Source organism: Bdellovibrio sp. SKB1291214, from assembly GCF_002209355.2.
In the GTDB taxonomy this organism is placed as follows: Bacteria; Bdellovibrionota; Bdellovibrionia; order Bdellovibrionales; family Bdellovibrionaceae; genus Bdellovibrio.
This window is the reverse complement of the sequence record NZ_CP106855.1, coordinates 152673-170505: the sequence shown is the minus strand read 5'-3', so window position 1 is coordinate 170505 and position 17833 is coordinate 152673. Positions and strand designations below refer to the sequence as shown.

Genomic DNA, 17833 nt, shown 5'->3' with positions numbered 1-17833 from the left:
GAGGCGTCTGTTGCGGATCGTATCTTGCGTCGGAAACTGTTGCGGAGTTTGCAGGTGATTGAGTATTCGATTGCTTCGAATGATGGAGGTGTTAGTGATCGTGCTTTTAATGTGGGATGATAATTAAAAAGCCCGGGTTGTAGCCGGGCTTTTTGTTTTTGATTGCTATATTCGCTAGTGAGCTATTTATAAAGAAGGAATTTTTTTCTTTCCTTTTCCCAACCTTTTTCGTCTTTCGACATTGCTGCATCTAGATCTTTCGGTGTGGCTTTTGTGTCTTCAATCCAGTTTTTCAAAGCGGGTCCGCCATTGATCACGTCGAATGCTAAACGGTCTTTTACGTATTCATAAGCGAAGTCGCGGTAGATTGGATATTTCGGATGCATTTCGCGGATTACTTTTAACATCAGAGCTGTCAAGCGGAAGGGTTTGAAGGCTTCGTGTTTGTAAGTGCCTGCATCCGTGTGAAATTGGAAGCCGTGACACAATTTTCCAACGTGTTTATGGAATGTAGGTTCGAAGTAGCACTCACGCAAAGTCACGCCTTTGTGCCATTGTGGGGCTTTCTTTTTCATTCTTGTTAGGACTTCCGAAAAATCGATGTCGGAGGCGCCAATCACCTCTAAGGCGCGCGTTGTGCCGCGTCCTTCAGATAATGTTGTTCCCTCGATCAAGACAGTTCCTGGGTACGCACGCGCCATGTTTAGTGAAGCCGCGTTTGGAGAAGGGTTCACCCAGGGGCGCTTCATGTCCCAACCAAAACCAGGGCCCTTGCTAGGTGCATAGCCTTTCATTTTGATCACTTGAAGTTCAAGATCCATTTTATAAAAATCGGCAAAGTATAAAGCAAGCTCACCCACAGTCAGACCGTGGCGCATAGGGATTGGTGCAGCTCCCACGAAAGACTCCCAACCTGGAAGCATTCTGAAACCTTCAACCGGGCGTCCTGCTGGATTAGGTCTGTCCAAGATAATGATCGTTTTACCAAGTTTTGCGCATTCTTCCATCACATACAGCAATGTCGTGATGAAGGTGTAAATACGGCAACCCAAATCTTGAAGGTCGAAAAGCAGGACATCGAAATGGCTCATCATTTCTGCAGTTGGTCTGCGTACTTCTCCGTAAAGGCTAAAGATAGGAATTTTATGAACTGGATCAACAAAGTCAGGGCTTTCGATCATGTTGTCTTGCTTATCACCTCGCACTCCATGCTGAGGTCCGAAGGCGCAAGAAAGTTTGATCTTTTTTGAAAGCAAATCCAGGCTGTGCTCAAGGTTCTCATTGACGCTGGCAGGATGGCAAACCAGACCAACACGCTTTCCTTTTAAAGATTTCAACATTTTTGCATCGGAAAGCAAAACTTCAATACCGAGTTTCATTCGTTAACTTCCTTGTTAAAGCAAAATTGTATGCTGATTCCGGCAGGGCTAGCTAGGCTTTTTTAGAGGGGCCTGGGGAAATTTGTGCTAGTCCATAAGGAATTCCTCCATGGCCAGAACTGCCGATATGAGGCATAATAATTACCTGAAGGAGCCTTTTATGGACAATGGCACTCTGTTTGTTATCGGTGGCGCAATCGTGATCTCGATCATAAGCTTTATGGCTTATGCGGTTCTTGCGTTCTTTTACCCGGAGTGGGTGGGAATCACTGGTAAGGTCGCACTTGATGCTGAACAAAGCCATGTTGAAGGAAAAGAGGCGCCAGAGCACATGATGGACAAGTTTTAGGTCATCAATCTTTAAGGGGAGTTTTCCTAAACTTTCCAGCACTCATTTTCATATTCTTTTTCAAAAAGCGACTGAAATAATTCGGATCATCGAAACCCAGGCTGTACCCAATTTCTGAAATACTTAAATCTGAATAAGACAACAACCTTTTCGCTTCTAGCAGGCAGCGGTTTAATATGTATTCTTTAGCAGAGAGTCGCAGGTTTTTTTGAATTTTCGCCGACAAGGCTTTTGCCGTTAAACCTAGTTCTCCGGCATAAAATTCGACTTGATGGTGTTCTTGAAAGTGTTCTTCGACCATGTCAGTAAAACGAGTGATCACGTCATCGTTTTCTGCAAGCTGACGATCAGCAGCTTTACTAAGGCGAAGGGCTTCCAGCAAAACCAAGCAGAGATAGTTTTGCAGACACAATTCAAAGTTATCACCCGGATTCAGAAATTCTTGTTCCATCATTGTTAAGAAACGGTCCGAAAAAACATTATTCCCGCGCGGAATTCTGAAGTGATCGGGAACTTGGCGGCTGTGCTGAGCCAACTTTAATTTTCCCAGAAAATCTTTGCTGAAAGATTCTTCGGTGTATTCAATGACGAAGCCCTTACTGCGAACGGGAAGTTTCCACTCGTGCATTTGACCAGGTTTGATCAGAAAAACCTGCGAACCTTTTACGGGATACTTTTTAAAATCAATTTCGTGCCATCCCATTGCGGAGTGGAGGATCACGATTTGATAAAAATCATGTTTGTGAGGAAAGGGAACTTTGGGATTCAGGCGATCCTGTAAACGCTCAATACGGATGTCCCCACGGCGTACCATTTTTACGCCCAGAGATTCCAGGGGATGACGTCTTTTCAATTCGGACTTTGCGCTCATGAAACCTATTTCAAAAGGAATTTAATTAATTCTTCCTTATGAGCATAGCCATCTTTGCGACCAATTTCTATAAGATCCGAACAGAATGTAGGATCAAACATTAAATAGCTGATGATCTCGCTGGCATCTTGCATGCTGCCAAGACCTTTCATCAAATAGCGGATGATGCGTGGAAGTTTTGCTGCTTTTTGGACAGCCATTTCACCGATGTCTTCAGAAGGAGAAATGAATAAAACATCCAGGGGACGCATGCCAACTTTGATTTGTTGTTCAGGAGTGATTGCAGACGCGTATTCATTCAGACGTCGAAGTTTTTCGACGTCTTGTTCAACGGCATCCATCAATACACTGTTTAAAATCGTATTTACAACACGTGCGATACTAGGGGCTTCATTGCTGTTGGCGGCGTGTAAATCATAGGCTGTGGATTTTTGTAAACGCACGCCAATCACCATTAGCTTTTCAGCACCCAGATAAATCAAGGGGCTGCACGGAGCGTGATTGCGGACGGCGCCGTCTCCAAAGAATCTTTCCTTCACTTTGATAGGAGGAAATAATAATGGGATCGCAGAAGATGCCATGATGTGATCGGTAGTGATGGCACTGTACTCGCTGCGCTTTCTGCCTTTGTCCCAAGTTGCCAAAGTCCCTCTACTTTGGACAAATGTTGTCGTTGCAGATTTTGCGTATTCGATAGATGTGATGCAAAGGCCATCAAGATGACCCTGATCGATGTTCTTCTGAACGCGCTCATAATCCATATTGCGACTGATAAGGCCGCGAAGGGGAGTGGTATCCAGTAAACCACGACCCGGAGTTGTACCTGCAAGGCCCCCTAAGGAAAGCTCTTTCAGCCATTGAATACCGATCTTTCCCATGGTCAGGGAATCCGTTGAAAAAACTTGATCGAAGTGAACTTCACTCCACAGGCGTGCTAGTGATTCTGTCGCGTATTTATAATCGTTGGCATTGCTTGCTAAAGAGCTTGCATTGATCGCACCAGCACTAACACCTGCTAAGAAATCGAATTTAAGTGGAATACCAGATGCTTGGGCGATCTCGTAAGCGGCAACTAAGACTCCCGCTTGATAGGCGCCACGTGCGCCTCCGCCTGATAGGACCATTCCCGATTTTTTAGCCATGTGGTTGACTCCCGCTCTTTAACAAAATGCTTAATATTTATCGGCATTTTAAGAACAGAGTTGATCCGACTGGACTATTGTCCTGGCATCACGAAGTAAAGGTAAAGAAGGATGGCGATAACGCCAAATCCGATGAAGATCGCGGCAATGGATCCAAGCAGAACGTACACTTGCTTTGATTGGGGTTCTGTTTTTGGATCCAATTCCATGCTGTGCTCCAAGGTATAACTCCGGCGAGGAACGCCGGCGCAGATTTTTATTTGCAGTTCAGAACGCCAAGACCGCGATCAACTTGAGCATTCGCAGTTTCTTTAGCGACGATTGCTTTGCCCGCTGTCACCATAACTTTTAATTTGTCGCCGCCCGGAATTTTCTCGATGCAGCTTAGGTTTTTAAGGTCTGCAGAACGAGTGCAGGCCAACTCAGCTGTCCATTCGCGGTAATCGAACGCCAATTCCGCCTTCATGTATGTTGGGATAGCAGTCTGTTGTGCTATGAACTCTACATATGTTCCAGAATCCAGCGTGCCTTCGCATACGATGTTTTGAGGGTTTACATCAGCAAATGCGTTCAAAGAACCGGTCACGATAAGTGCGATCACTGCGAAAAGTTTCATAGGTATCTCCTGTTTTGAATGCCTGCTTTGTAAACCAGGGCCTTGCAAATTGAAAGTCAGGAATGCGTTAACGCAGATATTAAAGGGCCAATAGCAATCAGGAGTGGGTCGTTCTGGAATGACCAAGGGCTGGGACCAAAAGGCATGTCTTGGAGGCGATCACAGCTTAGCCTAGAATGAAGAAATGAAGCTATTTCTGGTACTTACATTCTGTTCGTCGCTGTCCTGGGGCGCACACTACACCTTTACTCGTTCTAATAAAATGGGCCTCAGCAAGGTCACAACCTTCGAGGAGTCAAAGGGGCATTACATTTTTGAGGGAAAGGATCTTGGAACGAAACTTCCACCAAAAGTTAAGGCAGCATGGAATTCCCTTAAAGTGGCACCAGAAAGAAAGCCCGCATCGCGTTGCTGGTCAGGAACTTTCGTCTTTACGATTAAAAATGCTGGAAAAACTTCCAAAAGCAGCGGCTGCAGCGAAGGTCCGCAGTACGGCCAAATGATTGGAAATACTGAAACAGTCAGAAACTTTGCAGTTCAGGTGAAGTAATGAAATCGATTCTGACACTGCTCGTTTTTATTTCTTTGCTTAATTATGCTCAAGCAGAAGCCTTATCTAAAAATGAAAGTGACGAGATACTTGCGAAGGTCGAACGCATTCGTGCAGCTCTTAAGCAGTCAGCAAGTGACAGCTCAAGTTGTACGATGCCAATTCCGGATGCCTGCACTTTTGAAGGTTACTGCGGAAAGCTTGCGTCCCGTGGGCAAAGTGCCTACTTGTACCAAGATTCTGAAGGCCATCAGATTCCTAATTACGCCTATCTTTTTCTATCTGAAGAAATTGAGCTCTGCGTGCAGAAATCAAAACCCTTAATTGATGATCCCTTCGTCTATCCCAAGATGTTCATAGACGCGAAAGCCGCCGGAGGCCTTGAAAACCTCAACGCCAATAAAGGTCGTTTGGAGGATGCCAAAGTTCGATTGAATAAAATTGTGGAAGACACTCGTGCTCGTCTCGTCGGAATTTTGCAAAAGCGTAAAAATGGAAGCAACGATTCGCAGCTCGATAATATGATTGAACGAGTGAAATCTGTGAAATTCAAAGCCGCCTCTCCAGGCAGCGCTCAAGAAATGGCAGAAAATGGTTGTGAGCTGCCAAATGCGGCGTACAACTTAGAAAAACACGAGGTTGTCGTTTGCCCTCAGGTTTTGAATATGCCCGAGGCAAGTCTTATGGGTACGTTAGCGCACGAGCTGGGGCATTCTATTGATCCATGTTCAAGTGCTTTGGATTTTGCTAAAGACGGCGCAATGTATCCCGATTGGATGGATGTCATGGCGAACGTTAAGTCAGGACCGGTAGCCTTTAAAGGAATCAAGGCAAAGGACAATCCATTTGCCGGCGTCATTTCTTGTTTGCAAACACCTTCATCAATCAATGTTCAAATTCCAACGAAGCAAAAGTTGATCAGTGAAATTAATCGACAACAGGACTATCTAAGTAAAAATGCCTCCAGTGGATTGGGTGAAAATCAGAATGGGGATGAGGAAGATGGTGGCGCAGCCGGAAGAAGCCTGGATGCGACCTCTGCCAGACTTGATGATCAAATTGATTCTTTGAATGCGCACTATGAAGATTTTAAGGGCTGTAAGGAGATTTCCCAAAGCATTTTAATTGATGAGTCCTTTGCCGACTGGATATCCTCACAAGTTTTGGCTGATAAAGTATCTGCCTTACCTGCGAATAAGGCGAACGATTTTGCTTTCGCTTCAGCCGGTATCTTGTATAGCACCGCTTGTCCTGATATTGCATCCCAAGCGTATGCCAAGGCCACAGCCGCTGCACCAAATTGTAAGTCTCTACAAAAGTTTTCGGATTTTGGGCATGGTCATGTGGAGTCTTCTGCACTTCCGCATCCAGATCCTGCACGTAGAGTGAATCGAATTTATTATGCCAAGCCTGAAATAAAGAAAGCTTTAAAATGTCAGGGTGGCGAAACAGGTATTTCTTGCGAATAAAAAAATATTGGAGGATGTCATGATTGATCATACAGGTGTTGCCGTTAGTGATTTTGCAAAAAGTAAAGAATTCTACGCAAAGGCTTTGGCGCCACTTGGATATAAAATGTTGATGGAGCTTTCTGCAGCCGTTACAAAAAGCGCCGATGTTGCTGGTTTTGGTGAGCCACCTAAAGCAGATTTTTGGATCAATAGCGGCATTCCCCAAAAACCCCATGTGCATGTTGCATTTCGCGCGAAAACCAAACAGCAAGTCGATGAATTTTACGCAGCTGCATTGGCAGCCGGAGGCAAAGACAATGGAAAGCCCGGACCTCGCCCTCACTATCACGATAAATACTACGGGGCTTTTGTTTTAGATCCGGATGGGCACAATATCGAAGCCGTCTATCACGGTGAATAGCTTAAACCTCTAATATCAGAGTAACGGGGCCGTCATTCAGAAGTTCAATCTTCATGTCGGCTCCAAAGATTCCGCCTTGCGTGGGCACTCCTAGAGATTGGCTTAACTCTAATGCTTTTTGGTATAGAGGCTCCGCCAAAGAGGGCGACTCTGCTGAGATAAAGCTGGGCCGATTTCCTTTGGAGGTATCGCCCAGGAGCGTGAATTGAGACACCAAGAGATGCTCTCCACCGATGTCCTTCAGGGATAAATTCATTTTTCCCTCGGCATCGGGAAAGACACGCAGGCCGATAATTTTGGTTATTAACTTTTGTAGCTGAGTCTCTGTGTCACCTTTAGCAACACCAAGCAAAGTCAGAAATCCAGGGCCAATGGAAGAGATTTTCTTACCGTCGACAGTGACGGAGGCCGACTGGACTCGTTGGATGACGGCTTTCATTTTAACCACCTTCTTGCATAACCAAGATTGTTAATCAAAACAAAAGCCGATGTCAAAACCGATCAGTTAGTGTTTGAGTTCTTGAGGTTTGTGAGCTCCTACTTCCAATCTATGGATCAGCTGGTGCGAGGAAAATGGTTTACCAAAGAAATCATCGAATCCTGCAGAGATCGCTTTATCATGATTGTCTTTATCATTGAATGCAGTGACTGCAACGGCGGGAATTTCTTTTTCCATTGCAGTAAGTCCGGCGCGGACCTTACGTACAAGAGAAAATCCGTCTTCCTCTGGCATACTTAAATCGCTGACTAAGGCATCGAAGTGGAATAAGGAGGATAGGCGAAGGGCCTCATGAACCGAGTTCGCTTTTTCCACGTGAGCTCCGGATTTACGTAAAACAGTTTCGACCAGTCCCAAGCAATCAGGGTCATCATCTACTGCAAGGACATGAACTCCATTTAAAGGTTTTTGTGGAGTTGTATATTCATTAAGGGCGTCATTACGTTCCATACTTTTCTCCTCTACTAATGGAATAACAAATTCAGCTGTTGAACCTTTACCTTCACCTTCGCTATAGATGTTGATTTGACCATTATGCTGGTCAATAAGATATTTACTGATTGAGAGCCCTAATCCTAGACCGCCATGTTTGCGTGTCGTTGTGCTATCTGCTTGAAAGAATCGCGTGAACAGACGTTGTTGTCCCTCAGTGCTGATGCCAACACCTGTGTCTTTGATACGAACGGCAACGCCAGGGCCCCTGGTTTCGATGGAAACGACAATTTCACTTTTTGGTTCAGAGAACTTGATCGCATTGGTCAAAAGATTATTGAACACTTGGGTAAGGCGGAGCGGGTCTCCCAATACTTGGGCATTGTCAATTTTAGCTGCTAAATGAATCTCAATATTTTTTTTCATTGCATCAGCTTGAACAGTTGCCACAGCATTTTTAGCCACTTCAACTAAGTTGATATTTTCTTTTTCAATACGTAGCCGGCCTGCCATGATGCGCGAAGAATCTAAAAGATCCTCGACGATGCGCGCTTGGGATTTTGCATTTCTATCGATGATATCTAATCCCTTTTCGATGTCTTCCGCAGATCCACTATCCTTCAAAATTTCGGTCCAACCCAAAATTGAATTAAGCGGAGTACGCAGTTCATGGGAAACTGTCATGAGGAAGAGGTCTTTAGCTTCGTTTACTTTTTCAAGTTCGCTAACTTTGGCGTTTAAAGAGTTATAAAGATTTACATTTTCCATAGCGACGGACACAGTGTCAGCCAAGGCTTGAATCATCTCTAACTCTTGAGGGGTACATCGGTGTTGCTGGCCCCAATAAATTCCTATTGCGCCAATGGGATCATCGCGACGAATCGGAATCATCGCTAAGCTTTTCACAAAGGTTGGGCGGTAGGCTTCGATCGGAATTCTTGAATCTTTATAGATGTCTTCAATAATGACAGCTTTTTGATTCAACATCGCCCAGCCGCTTATACAAGAAGTGAGGGGAAAACGTTGGCCTTTCCACAAGGGACTGATTGCATCTTCGTCTGCGTAAAAGCAGAAACCATTATCTTTAAGGACAAATGTGGCGCCGTCTGATTGGGCCATTTCTCTAGCTGCTGACCGCACAAGGGTCATTATAGTGTCAAGATTGCGGGCGGCGGAGAGTGATTGAATGACACTTACCAGGCGCTCGATTTTCTTATTCGTGCTAACGACGGCTGCCATAACTCCTCCAGATTAAACAAACATATATTACTAAACAAATGTTTGAATCCTCTTCTTAGAAAGGGATAACTGCCACAATACATTCTCTCACCATCATCGTTATCTGACAATCCGAGTGGATCATTGTCTAACAAGTTATCAGTTCAGTAATTTCTGCATACCAAACGAAGACGTTGGAAATGGGTCTATTCCCTATGATAAACGGAGAGATGTAACAGGGGTGAATATGAAAATTCTAGTGTTCGTTTTAAGTTGTATTTTGAGTTTTTCCGCATTTGCATCCGTCACATCACAACAGATCGATCAAATTTGTCTGGATCTTTTGATATCTGACGCTGCAAATATCCCTGTTGATGGTGACGTGCATACCGGTGAAAATTTGAAAGACATTTTAGCGAGTGGATTGAAAAAGAATTCAGTCGGGCAGTACGTGAATAAAATCACAATGACTTGTCATAAAATCTCTTATGACGGCGTTTACGAATGTACTTTGATTATGGAAAGCCAGGCTGGTGGCGTGACACTCGGTGAAACGGCCGTAAATTATATCTTATCGATTGCACACGATGGTGTGACGCCTGAAAAAGTTCTGGGGCGTGCAACCATCATGCGCGGGCACTAAGCTTTAGGGCCAAGAGGCCAAGTTTGCATAACTTGGTTTCTTGGTTAGCTCCGATGGGAGAGGTTTTTTTTGAACAAAGCTGTGAAAAATATAGCCTCCGCCTCGGATAGTCTCTAATTGCCTTGGAAATCCCTGTCTTTCAATCTTGGAACGAACCCGGCAAATCATCACGTCAACCACGTTCGTTTGTGGTGAAAATCCTAGTCCCCACACTTCTGAAATTAAAAGCTCTTTAGAAATAAGTTTGTCAGGATTGCTCATTAAGAATTCTAGGACCTTGAATTCACGAGTTTGGAAGTCTGTTTTGTGTCCGTCACAATAAACCTCTCGTTTTAGGCGATTGAGTTTTATATGACCTACTTCGACAACTTCTTTGTAGCGCAAAGTCCTACGAAGCAGGCCATTTGCACGAAGTTGAAGTTCAATACCCGAGAACGGCTTCGTGATGTAGTCATCTGCGCCCAGCCCCAATCCCTCAATACGATCATCAATGCCGTTGCTGGCGCTTAGAATAACAACAGGGAGATTTTGATTTTTCATACTCAAGTATCGAAGTACGTCTCTTCCATCAGAATTTTCCAAATGGAGGTCGAGAACAATCAACTGATAATCTTCGCTGGCTAGTCTATTGATAGCGTCTTGTGAATTTGTAGAAAAATCTAAGTCGTTCGTTAGATCTTTAAGTGCGTGTTGAATCAGGCTTTGTATGTCTTTGTCGTCTTCAATGATTAAAAATTTCATCAGACGATGATAGCAAACTTGTGTCCTGGGAATATATAATTGATTTGATACTTGCTTACTAAAAATTTATCTACATCAACCTTGGTAGAATAGCAGGTCCCAGTTAAGCTTTGTTGTTTGACGGGGAGGCATCTGTTTAGAATCATCTAAATTTTACTGTTTTCATTGAATATTGGGGACTACCGTTAAAGTAACCATTAACAAGGAGGCCAATATGGCGAATCAAAATCAGAACCAAAATCAAAGCTCAAATCAAGGTCAAAACCAGAATCAAAACCAATCTGGTCAATCTCAAAAATCAAATCAAAACTGGCAAGAAAATAAAAACCAAGGACAACGCCAAGGTTCAAACTCTTCCGGATCTTCTCGCGAAAGATAGTTAAGCAACCTATCAGCTTTGATGATCTGTCATGGAATCGATAGGACGGCAAAGCGACACGGTATAAGCTATATCCTTTTTGATATTGCGAACATAGATGGAAATGGCTGAAAACTTCGAGTCATTTCCATCTTTTGTTTTGAAAGTAAATGTGCAGTTTTTCCACGCAGCTTCGGAACTCGCTAACTGGGAAGAGTCGGATTCATTTGTTATTTCTTCGGACGATCTATTTTCCAGATCCTCAGACTCATAACCTAACAAGTTTGCTAAATAAGAGTTAATACAAAGGATATTTTTTTTGGCATCCACGATGATCGCACCAATATGCATAGCCGAGTATTTCTTAAACCAAGTGCGACAGATTTCTTCAGGTGTTTCTGATGCTGTCAGCAGTGGAATTTCAACTTCACTTAATGGCGTTCTTTTATTTGGAAGGCGATCTAAGCGACCTACAAAGTATTTTGGCTTTTTCGCACCATCATGCAAACAGTTTACGTCCACTTCGGCAGCTATTTTTGCTTGAGAATTTCCCTTTGGAAAATATCCTAAATGATGCCCTAGTTCGTTAAAGTTGTTCCCCGATGAACCTAAAATATTTTCCGGCTTTTCATCCATCATCGATGCAAAGGCTTTGTTGATAAATTGAAATTTATTGGTTTTAGCATTTACGACGTACATACCTTCTGGTGAATGTGCATAATGGGATATCCATAACTCACATTGTTCCCATATGGTCAGGCCATCACTATTATCCTCGATGATCTTCATAAACTGATCGCCAGGGCCAGATGGATCGGAAATTTCTATGACAGATTCTTTGACGAATTTTAGGTCAGCATTTTTTGTAACTCTCCAAGAGTAGCGAATGCCACCGTCGCTGATGTCTTCGCTTTTATCCCAGAAAAGATCTCGCTCTGATTTGTTTTGAATTTCTTTTTGTGAATATCCAAAGAGAGCTTCAGCCGCCCGGTTCCAGACATGTATGTTACCAGCTTGATCGCTTAGATAAACCGCGAGGTCTTGTTCTGCGTATACTCTGTTAACAAGGAAGCTTTCAGTCTGTTTCATAAACCGCCCACTACTTATTATCCCACCAGTGACTTCAAATAGTGATTACATATTCAGCACGGGAATTGATAGGTTGAGATTTTAAACCATAGATAGAAGAAATATTAAATCTTATTTGAGATAGTTTTATGACAGCTGTTAGGACACAAGAATTCGGAAATTGTTAGCAAGACGCTCCCAGATTATTATAAATCCGGAGTATTTAACAGTGGCATTATCTGATTTTATTAAGAAAAAACGGATGGGGGCATTTCTAACCCAGCAAGAAGCTGCAAAGTTGCTTGGGTACAGTCGTTCCCAATTTTTGTCTAATATGGAGCGGGGAAATCGGAAGCCGCCACTCGAAGTATTACAAAAGATGTGTGAGATCTACAAAGTCCCTGAAGAAGAGATGCGTGAAGAATACGTGAAGCAGGTGACTCAGGATGCGCACGATAGCGCCCATCAAAAATGGGACAACTCTCGCGCCGAAGCTAAAAAGTTGTCCTTAAAAGCAAAATAAATTACTGCCACTCCGCCGTTGCGCCAGAGTGTTTTACAGTCACATTAGGTTTTTTAAGTGAAGCTCCCACCGGACGACGTCGAGGCAAAGAGAAAGTGACAGTCGTGCCCCGGCCCGTTTGGCTTTGGATTTGTACAGTGCCGCCATGGGCTTCAACGATGGTTTTCACGATCGCCAGACCTAATCCAGCGCCTTTATCTGCGGTCTTCTTAGCTTGCCAGAAGTTTTCAAAAATATTTGGCAATTGGCTGGCAGGAATTCCAGGGCCGTTGTCGATGACTGAAATGTTTACGAACTTTTGATCGCTGCGTACCTTCACGACAACTTTTTCGCCTTTTGGACTGAACTTAATCGCGTTACCGATCAAGTTAGCAAGAACACGCATCACTCTTTCGTTGTCATAGAAAGCCAGTACGGGAGGATTGACACTATCAATTTGCAAACGAACGTCGTGTTGTTTTGCAAGAGGTTGCATGAGCAAGCGGGCATTATCTAAAACATCATCAATAGAAAGCTGATCCATACGTAAAGTCAGACCATTCATTTCCATATTTTTTTGATCGCGAATGTCTTTGATCATTCCTTCGATTGTGGCAACAGTGCTTTTCACAAATTCGCCACTTTCCACGATGTTTAAACCTTGCGGAGTGGTCGCCATGCGTTCCGCTGTGTTCGAGATCATTTTTAAAGAATCTTGCAGATCATGTGAAATCGCGAACAACGTTTCATCGCGATCTTGAACTGCCTTTTTAGCTTCTTCGTACAAACGTTTTTGTTGTGCCAATTGGAAGGATTGTCTGCGCACCAAGCGAAGAACCAAAAATGCCATTCCTAGGAAAATCGCCGTTAAAGAGCCTGTCAACCAAGTCATACCGAAAGGAATTTGAGTTTCAGCTTGGTTTGCAGCATCTTTGATTTCTGCTTTGGCTTTATCAATTTCGATTTGATGAAGATGGATGATATCATCAAAAGCTTCATTAAGTTGTGAGCGAAGGGGGCTTGTTCTAGCTTGATAGAATTGGCCCACGATTTTTGATTCGGTTTTTTTCTCGCGATGTTCAACAGCTTGGTCAAAGAATTCTTGGTTTTTTGTTTCAATGTCCTTAATGCGCTTAACGACGTCGGAAACACCTGGCAGGTTGTGTTCTTTTTCAAAGACAGCCAAAGAATCCATCAAAGATTCTTTTTCTTTCTTTTGTTTGTCGTAAATAGTTTGTGAACCCAACAAGAAATAGGCGCGGCTGTTATCCAACTGCGACGAAGCAAGGTTGCGAAGACGCTCAACCTCGATCAGCGCGGTTGGGTCAGCATGCGTCGTCATGCTATTTGATGCCACGCTCTCACGCACTCTCATGGCGTATCCCCAGGCGCCCACGAGGACCGCTACAAATACTGCTGACAGGATTAGCAATGCTTTTCTTTCGAATGTCGATTTATTTGTAACTGGCGACGATTCCTGTTGTTTGTTCTCTTCCAATAAGACTTCAGTGTTATTTGTGTTTGTGCTCATACAAATTGAATAACAACTGCCAGATGGTTAAATCAACCCAGAACATTAGAAAAAGGTAACAAGTCTAGTCAGAAAGTCGTGTTCCACCAGAGGTTTGAAGATTCCTTCACACCATCTTAAAATCATTTGCGCACTTGCACCGCAAATCCGCGGCGACCGTGCTTTTTAAGAATTCAACCTAAAGCGATGGCGCAAACATTTTCCTGGACGTGGTTGGTTCACTGATCCCAGAATTTAGGGACCAATTTCAACGGCATTCAGTGAAACTAGAAGCACCAAAGTTTTGCGCGATAAAATTTCCGACCTCTAACAAAAAAATTGGACTCAACGATTAACTAGGTCGTGTTTATATCAAGTGGTTAATGAATGCGGGCGTAAGGCCCGCTTTGTTTTTCTGATTTCGTCTCGTGATGGAATGTTGTCAAAGAATTTTGTTTATGTTTCGAATAAAGATTAGTGGAGCCAATACTCTGCATTTCTAAAAATCACACGTACGAATTTTGGAAAGAAAAATCAGACGTAAAGTTCGCAAATGCAACTTCCGAAACATTCCCGCGGAGGATAATGCATGGGCCGTATTCAGTATCATTTATTCAATCCAAGATCTTTATCTGCAGATACAATCAAACTTAGTAACGATGTTTATACTTTGTGGCAAACAGTCTACAAAGATGTTTTGGGCAAAGTGGGTGAACCACTGAATCCAGATGATTTTCACCGATGCGACGTCATCGTTGCGCTTACTGATGACAGTAAAGTTTTCGGATTCCACTTGTACAGTTCTTTTGACCTAAGATCGAACGCCTTACGTGATCATCACTATATGAAAGCGTTTGACGAAACGATCATCGAAAAATTCAAGAACCGCGGGATTAATACGATGATGAGTATGGAGTACCTAACAGTTTCTCCTGAGTACCGTTCGCGTAACTCGGAAATAAACTGGTCCGAGATCATTATCGCACTTGGCAGCAAAGTGATGGAAGCAGGTCCATGGGATTGCCTGGTAGGCACTGCTCGTCGTGATTTAAATGTTCGTCGCAAAGCTGCGAAGAGTGGTTCCAATTATTTCGGCAGCGTTATCAAGATGAACTATGAGTGCGAAATTTTGATGACGAAACGTGGCGAAGTTCAACCCTTATCTGAACCGAAATCAGCGGAGTTGCTGGAGAACCTTTGGAACCAAAAGGCAAATCACACGACAATCTTAGATGACAGCCGAGTGATTCCATTTAGAAAAGCTGCTTAATTTTTTTATTTCCATAAATAATGTCCCAAACCAGAAAAGAGAGATATATGCAAACTAAGAACGTAAATGAAGAATTGAAAGAGCTGCTTAAGTATTCAAAACAACAAATCGAAAACTTCCCGTGGGAAGATAAACAAGCATACTCTGCTTGGGTTTCCCAGACATATTACTTTGCTCGTCATACAACTCGTTTGTTGGCTCTTGCAGGGGCGCGCACGGAGTTCGCTGCTCCAGAATTCCACAACCGTTTCTTGACTCATACCACAGAAGAAAAAGGTCATGATAAATTGTTGGTAAATGATTTGAAAACATTGGGCAGCAAAATGGAAGAGTGGCCAGAAATGCCAGGCACATGCGCTCTTTACCAAACTCAGTACTATTACATTGAACATCAATCTCCTATGGCGTTCTTTGGTTATATCTTGGGTCTTGAGGCTTTGGCTGCGTATTTTGGTGATCACGTTAATTCCCGTGTTGAAAAGGCGTGGGGGCCAAAAGCCGCGCACTTCATCCGTGTGCATGCTGAAGAAGACATTGGTCACACCGACGAAGCTTTGAATAAAATTGCTTCTTTGCCAGCACATCATCAAACGACGGTGTTGCAGAACTTGAAACAGACATTGAGCTACTATGAGCAGATGTTGAACGAGTGCAAACAACAAGCAAAAGTTCGCCCCTCTAAAGCAGCTTAATATTTTTCGTTATTTTCAAAGAAGTCCGGGGTTCAAGACTCCGGGCTTTGCTTTTTCTAGGGCAAATCTCAGAACGAACCAGTTTTCACTGGTACCTTTCGTAAAGTACTCGTTTCAGAATGCCGAAAAATCATAGAGCTCTCTAGGGAAAAATATCATTTAGAGACGCTTTAGAAATGCGTACAACGGGTATAATTAGATGAGTATGGATCCGTCCCGGTACAAATTTAACCTCGAGAAAGAACTGGCTCAGCTCAAGGTCTTTCGTGCTTATATCCTGAATTCCATATTCTGGGGAAGCATCGGCTATGTCATGTACCTAGCAATCAATGTAGGATCAGCCATTACAGAAAGCGGCGTTTCTTTTCATCAAGAGGTTTCCAGCGCCTCGGATGAACGCAAAACCTACATGGCTTGTGTAGTGATCTTAAGAACAATCAACCCTTCCTCTCAAGATTTCCATAGCTGCGACTCATTTAAAACGTTAGACGGCATTAAAAAAAGAAACATAGCCACCGTCGATCCAATCGACGGCGAGTGCCCACCAAACTTCAAGCTCTCTACCAACTTCGGCGTCCCCATCTGCACAGCCCTGGCAAAAAACGGAAACTAACAACGAACGTTCGTTCTATTTCAAAAGACAACAACTGTATTTTACAGACGTGCTACAAGTTGCGACTAAACATATATAAGATTTGGTTATGAAACAAATCTGCGTCGCCTTAATAGCTTTCCTGTTGATGGGAGCGTCGTCGGGTCATGAAGATGAACGTTTGACGTTCGTGGGTTTCAATATGCCTCCGTTTTATATGCGACCTGATGCCACGGGCATTTCGGGTGCGGGTTATGAGATCATGCAGCAGCTTTGTGAACGAGAAAAAATGGCCTGTCGTTTTACGATTCTTCCGTTTTCTGAAACCATCCAAAGGATTTCCGATGGCAAATTCGCGATGGGCGGGCCTATGGCTAAAACCGAAGAGAGGGAAAAGATCTTCTATTTCTCGACACCGGTGTTCCATACCTCGCTGGCATTTTTCGGCTTAGACAAGCACACCAAAAAGATTCACCAATATGAAGATCTTAAAGGAAAAAAGGTCGGAGTGACCAATCCCTCGATCTCGATGATTGCTCTTAACGAAATCAACGACGGACTTGGCGGAAAAATAAAGATCGTGAAAGAACGGGATACTTTGATCGCGTTGAAGATGGCGGATCTAGGAACTTATCAATTGGCGTATGTGAATGCCGACAATGGTAGATATTGGGTCAAACGTTATCGCAGTAAAATGAAGGAAGTGCCCCATTTAACTAAAAACGTCGACTTTCATTTTGTATTTTCCCGAAAGACTTTTTCTGAAAAAGAATTCGTGCAGATCGATACTCAGCTAAAAAAGATGCTGGAGGAAAAAGTCGTGGAAAAGATAGCCGTTAAATACGGGCTTCATGCGGCCGAAGCGCCAACGGATTTAGAAACGAAGCAATAAAAAAACCGAGCGCCTTGAGAGCACTCGGTTTTCAAGTTTCTAAGATTAGAAATGCAAGACTAGTCGTTAAGTCCGAAGCCAGAAACTGGGAACATCGAAACAGAGATTTGGTATGTTTTACCCTGTTGAGTCACGCCAGCATCCAACCATTGCGCAAGGTCTTTGCGGAACGATTTGATTTTCTCTTTTGCTTCATCCAAACGAGCTTCATCAACGGTGATAGTGATTGTTGATTGTTCGCGATCTTCACTAGGCATCTTTTCAAGAAGACGCTCAAGTTTACGCTTCATTTTCTTTTCGCGGCTTACTTCGGCGAACTGTTGTAGTTGCTCGCCCGGTAAATTCAAACGCTCGCCGAACATACGAATAGTTCTCATAGTTACGGTGCGTTTGCCGTTAAGAATTTTTGATAAGAATGAAGAATCAACTTCCAAGTGTCTTGCGAACGCACGCAAAGAATAGCGTGGGTAATTTTGACTGCGACGAGCTAACTCGTCCTCAAGGAACTGACGAAAATCTGAGTTTTTAATTTGGTCTTGCATGGCGGAGATATCTATTTGGAGGGGACCGAATAATCAATTCTTTGTTCACATCCTTACAGCAATTTAATAGAGTTCAATCTGATGCGTCACGATTT

At 43.4% G+C, this 17833-nt stretch carries 22 protein-coding genes; 11 read left to right on the top strand and 11 right to left on the bottom strand.

Annotated elements, in window-relative coordinates; all coding sequences use genetic code 11:
- Window positions 1–182 precede the first annotated feature (182 nt).
- Window positions 183–1379, bottom strand: coding sequence for an exo-beta-N-acetylmuramidase NamZ domain-containing protein (locus B9G69_RS00825; protein WP_088616405.1), 1197 nt, complete (start codon window positions 1377–1379; stop codon window positions 183–185).
- A 160-nt stretch (window positions 1380–1539) separates the two neighbouring features.
- Here B9G69_RS00825 and B9G69_RS00820 point away from each other — a divergent pair, with 160 nt between their 5' ends.
- A complete protein-coding gene (locus B9G69_RS00820; protein WP_088616404.1) occupies window positions 1540–1728 on the top strand; it encodes a hypothetical protein in 189 nt (62 codons plus the stop codon).
- A 4-nt stretch (window positions 1729–1732) separates the two neighbouring features.
- Here the strand turns inward: B9G69_RS00820 and B9G69_RS00815 are convergent, their stop codons facing one another.
- The 4 genes from B9G69_RS00815 to B9G69_RS00800 all read right to left on the bottom strand — a co-directional run bounded on the left by B9G69_RS00815 (window position 1733) and on the right by B9G69_RS00800 (window position 4357).
- A complete protein-coding gene (locus B9G69_RS00815; RefSeq protein ID WP_265437901.1) occupies window positions 1733–2599 on the bottom strand; it encodes an AraC family transcriptional regulator in 867 nt (288 codons plus the stop codon).
- Between the two features lie 5 nt (window positions 2600–2604).
- Window positions 2605–3741, bottom strand: coding sequence for a patatin-like phospholipase family protein (locus B9G69_RS00810; RefSeq protein WP_088616402.1), 1137 nt, complete (start codon window positions 3739–3741; stop codon window positions 2605–2607).
- Window positions 3742–3815: 74 nt separating this feature from the next.
- Window positions 3816–3950: a hypothetical protein gene (locus tag B9G69_RS00805; protein ID WP_254916971.1), complete on the bottom strand. Its 135-nt coding sequence runs from the start codon at window positions 3948–3950 to the stop codon at window positions 3816–3818.
- Between the two features lie 47 nt (window positions 3951–3997).
- The gene (locus B9G69_RS00800; protein ID WP_088616401.1) at window positions 3998–4357 is read right to left on the bottom strand and encodes a hypothetical protein; all 360 of its coding nucleotides are present in this window, start codon (window positions 4355–4357) and stop codon (window positions 3998–4000) included.
- A gap of 184 nt (window positions 4358–4541) precedes the next feature.
- On the opposite strand from B9G69_RS00800, the gene B9G69_RS00795 reads away from it, so the two are divergent.
- From B9G69_RS00795 to B9G69_RS00785, 3 genes are read left to right on the top strand one after another with little or no spacing between them, the layout of a single operon-like run.
- Window positions 4542–4907 (top strand): hypothetical protein, encoded by a 366-nt coding sequence (locus B9G69_RS00795; protein WP_141096955.1) that lies wholly within the window; start codon window positions 4542–4544, stop codon window positions 4905–4907.
- Entirely contained in the window at window positions 4907–6376 is a 1470-nt protein-coding gene (locus B9G69_RS00790) for a hypothetical protein (RefSeq protein ID WP_088616399.1), read from the top strand. Before B9G69_RS00795 ends, B9G69_RS00790 begins: the two co-directional genes overlap by 1 nt.
- Window positions 6377–6395: 19 nt before the next feature.
- The gene (locus tag B9G69_RS00785) at window positions 6396–6779 is read left to right on the top strand and encodes a VOC family protein (RefSeq protein WP_088616398.1); all 384 of its coding nucleotides are present in this window, start codon (window positions 6396–6398) and stop codon (window positions 6777–6779) included.
- Between the two features lies 1 nt (window position 6780).
- Here the strand turns inward: B9G69_RS00785 and dtd are convergent, their stop codons facing one another.
- Window positions 6781–7218: a D-aminoacyl-tRNA deacylase gene (gene dtd, locus B9G69_RS00780; protein ID WP_088616397.1), complete on the bottom strand. Its 438-nt coding sequence runs from the start codon at window positions 7216–7218 to the stop codon at window positions 6781–6783.
- A gap of 66 nt (window positions 7219–7284) precedes the next feature.
- On the bottom strand, window positions 7285–8949 hold the full coding sequence (locus B9G69_RS00775; protein WP_088616396.1) for an ATP-binding protein: 1665 nt from the start codon (window positions 8947–8949) through the stop codon (window positions 7285–7287).
- Between the two features lie 226 nt (window positions 8950–9175).
- On the opposite strand from B9G69_RS00775, the gene B9G69_RS00770 reads away from it, so the two are divergent.
- Window positions 9176–9571, top strand: coding sequence for a hypothetical protein (locus tag B9G69_RS00770; protein ID WP_088616395.1), 396 nt, complete (start codon window positions 9176–9178; stop codon window positions 9569–9571).
- A 3-nt stretch (window positions 9572–9574) separates the two neighbouring features.
- On the opposite strand, the gene B9G69_RS00765 is transcribed toward B9G69_RS00770, so the two are convergent.
- Window positions 9575–10312, bottom strand: a complete 738-nt coding sequence (locus B9G69_RS00765) for a response regulator transcription factor (protein WP_088616394.1) — start codon at window positions 10310–10312, stop codon at window positions 9575–9577.
- Between the two features lie 214 nt (window positions 10313–10526).
- Between B9G69_RS00765 and B9G69_RS00760 the strand changes: the two genes are divergently transcribed.
- The gene (locus tag B9G69_RS00760; RefSeq protein WP_088616393.1) at window positions 10527–10691 is read left to right on the top strand and encodes a hypothetical protein; all 165 of its coding nucleotides are present in this window, start codon (window positions 10527–10529) and stop codon (window positions 10689–10691) included.
- Between the two features lie 12 nt (window positions 10692–10703).
- Here B9G69_RS00760 and B9G69_RS00755 read toward each other — a convergent pair whose 3' ends face one another.
- Window positions 10704–11759 (bottom strand): PAS domain S-box protein, encoded by a 1056-nt coding sequence (locus B9G69_RS00755; RefSeq protein ID WP_088616392.1) that lies wholly within the window; start codon window positions 11757–11759, stop codon window positions 10704–10706.
- Between the two features lie 208 nt (window positions 11760–11967).
- On the opposite strand from B9G69_RS00755, the gene B9G69_RS00750 reads away from it, so the two are divergent.
- Window positions 11968–12261 (top strand): helix-turn-helix domain-containing protein, encoded by a 294-nt coding sequence (locus tag B9G69_RS00750; protein WP_088616391.1) that lies wholly within the window; start codon window positions 11968–11970, stop codon window positions 12259–12261.
- Between the two features lies 1 nt (window position 12262).
- Here B9G69_RS00750 and B9G69_RS00745 read toward each other — a convergent pair whose 3' ends face one another.
- The gene (locus tag B9G69_RS00745) at window positions 12263–13771 is read right to left on the bottom strand and encodes a sensor histidine kinase (RefSeq protein WP_088616390.1); all 1509 of its coding nucleotides are present in this window, start codon (window positions 13769–13771) and stop codon (window positions 12263–12265) included.
- A gap of 568 nt (window positions 13772–14339) precedes the next feature.
- Here B9G69_RS00745 and B9G69_RS00740 point away from each other — a divergent pair.
- The 4 genes from B9G69_RS00740 to B9G69_RS00725 all read left to right on the top strand — a co-directional run bounded on the left by B9G69_RS00740 (window position 14340) and on the right by B9G69_RS00725 (window position 17196).
- Window positions 14340–15020 carry a hypothetical protein gene (locus tag B9G69_RS00740; RefSeq protein WP_088616389.1) on the top strand — a complete coding sequence of 227 codons (681 nt, stop codon included), beginning with the start codon at window positions 14340–14342 and terminating at the stop codon, window positions 15018–15020.
- 47 nt (window positions 15021–15067) lie between these two features.
- A complete protein-coding gene (locus B9G69_RS00735) occupies window positions 15068–15712 on the top strand; it encodes an iron-containing redox enzyme family protein (protein ID WP_088616388.1) in 645 nt (214 codons plus the stop codon).
- 199 nt (window positions 15713–15911) lie between these two features.
- Window positions 15912–16325, top strand: coding sequence for a hypothetical protein (locus B9G69_RS00730; RefSeq protein WP_088616387.1), 414 nt, complete (start codon window positions 15912–15914; stop codon window positions 16323–16325).
- Window positions 16326–16413: 88 nt separating this feature from the next.
- Entirely contained in the window at window positions 16414–17196 is a 783-nt protein-coding gene (locus B9G69_RS00725) for a substrate-binding periplasmic protein (protein ID WP_088616386.1), read from the top strand.
- A gap of 59 nt (window positions 17197–17255) precedes the next feature.
- Here B9G69_RS00725 and B9G69_RS00720 read toward each other — a convergent pair whose 3' ends face one another.
- Window positions 17256–17738: a DUF4423 domain-containing protein gene (locus B9G69_RS00720; protein ID WP_088616385.1), complete on the bottom strand. Its 483-nt coding sequence runs from the start codon at window positions 17736–17738 to the stop codon at window positions 17256–17258.
- Window positions 17739–17833: the final 95 nt, after the last annotated feature.

Bases quoted from the DNA above. Each gene is read 5' to 3' on its own strand.
- B9G69_RS00825 (WP_088616405.1), bottom strand. From the start codon at position 1,379: ATGAAACTCGGTATTGAAGTTTTGCTTTCCGATGCAAAAATGTTGAAA.
- B9G69_RS00820 (WP_088616404.1), top strand. From the start codon at position 1,540: ATGGACAATGGCACTCTGTTTGTTATCGGTGGCGCAATCGTGATCTCG.
- B9G69_RS00815 (WP_265437901.1), bottom strand. From the start codon at position 2,599: ATGAGCGCAAAGTCCGAATTGAAAAGACGTCATCCCCTGGAATCTCTG.
- B9G69_RS00810 (WP_088616402.1), bottom strand. From the start codon at position 3,741: ATGGCTAAAAAATCGGGAATGGTCCTATCAGGCGGAGGCGCACGTGGC.
- B9G69_RS00805 (WP_254916971.1), bottom strand. From the start codon at position 3,950: ATGGAATTGGATCCAAAAACAGAACCCCAATCAAAGCAAGTGTACGTT.
- B9G69_RS00800 (WP_088616401.1), bottom strand. From the start codon at position 4,357: ATGAAACTTTTCGCAGTGATCGCACTTATCGTGACCGGTTCTTTGAAC.
- B9G69_RS00795 (WP_141096955.1), top strand. From the start codon at position 4,542: ATGAAGCTATTTCTGGTACTTACATTCTGTTCGTCGCTGTCCTGGGGC.
- B9G69_RS00790 (WP_088616399.1), top strand. From the start codon at position 4,907: ATGAAATCGATTCTGACACTGCTCGTTTTTATTTCTTTGCTTAATTAT.
- B9G69_RS00785 (WP_088616398.1), top strand. From the start codon at position 6,396: ATGATTGATCATACAGGTGTTGCCGTTAGTGATTTTGCAAAAAGTAAA.
- dtd (WP_088616397.1), bottom strand. From the start codon at position 7,218: ATGAAAGCCGTCATCCAACGAGTCCAGTCGGCCTCCGTCACTGTCGAC.
- B9G69_RS00775 (WP_088616396.1), bottom strand. From the start codon at position 8,949: ATGGCAGCCGTCGTTAGCACGAATAAGAAAATCGAGCGCCTGGTAAGT.
- B9G69_RS00770 (WP_088616395.1), top strand. From the start codon at position 9,176: ATGAAAATTCTAGTGTTCGTTTTAAGTTGTATTTTGAGTTTTTCCGCA.
- B9G69_RS00765 (WP_088616394.1), bottom strand. From the start codon at position 10,312: ATGAAATTTTTAATCATTGAAGACGACAAAGACATACAAAGCCTGATT.
- B9G69_RS00760 (WP_088616393.1), top strand. From the start codon at position 10,527: ATGGCGAATCAAAATCAGAACCAAAATCAAAGCTCAAATCAAGGTCAA.
- B9G69_RS00755 (WP_088616392.1), bottom strand. From the start codon at position 11,759: ATGAAACAGACTGAAAGCTTCCTTGTTAACAGAGTATACGCAGAACAA.
- B9G69_RS00745 (WP_088616390.1), bottom strand. From the start codon at position 13,771: ATGAGCACAAACACAAATAACACTGAAGTCTTATTGGAAGAGAACAAA.
- B9G69_RS00740 (WP_088616389.1), top strand. From the start codon at position 14,340: ATGGGCCGTATTCAGTATCATTTATTCAATCCAAGATCTTTATCTGCA.
- B9G69_RS00735 (WP_088616388.1), top strand. From the start codon at position 15,068: ATGCAAACTAAGAACGTAAATGAAGAATTGAAAGAGCTGCTTAAGTAT.
- B9G69_RS00730 (WP_088616387.1), top strand. From the start codon at position 15,912: ATGAGTATGGATCCGTCCCGGTACAAATTTAACCTCGAGAAAGAACTG.
- B9G69_RS00725 (WP_088616386.1), top strand. From the start codon at position 16,414: ATGAAACAAATCTGCGTCGCCTTAATAGCTTTCCTGTTGATGGGAGCG.
- B9G69_RS00720 (WP_088616385.1), bottom strand. From the start codon at position 17,738: ATGCAAGACCAAATTAAAAACTCAGATTTTCGTCAGTTCCTTGAGGAC.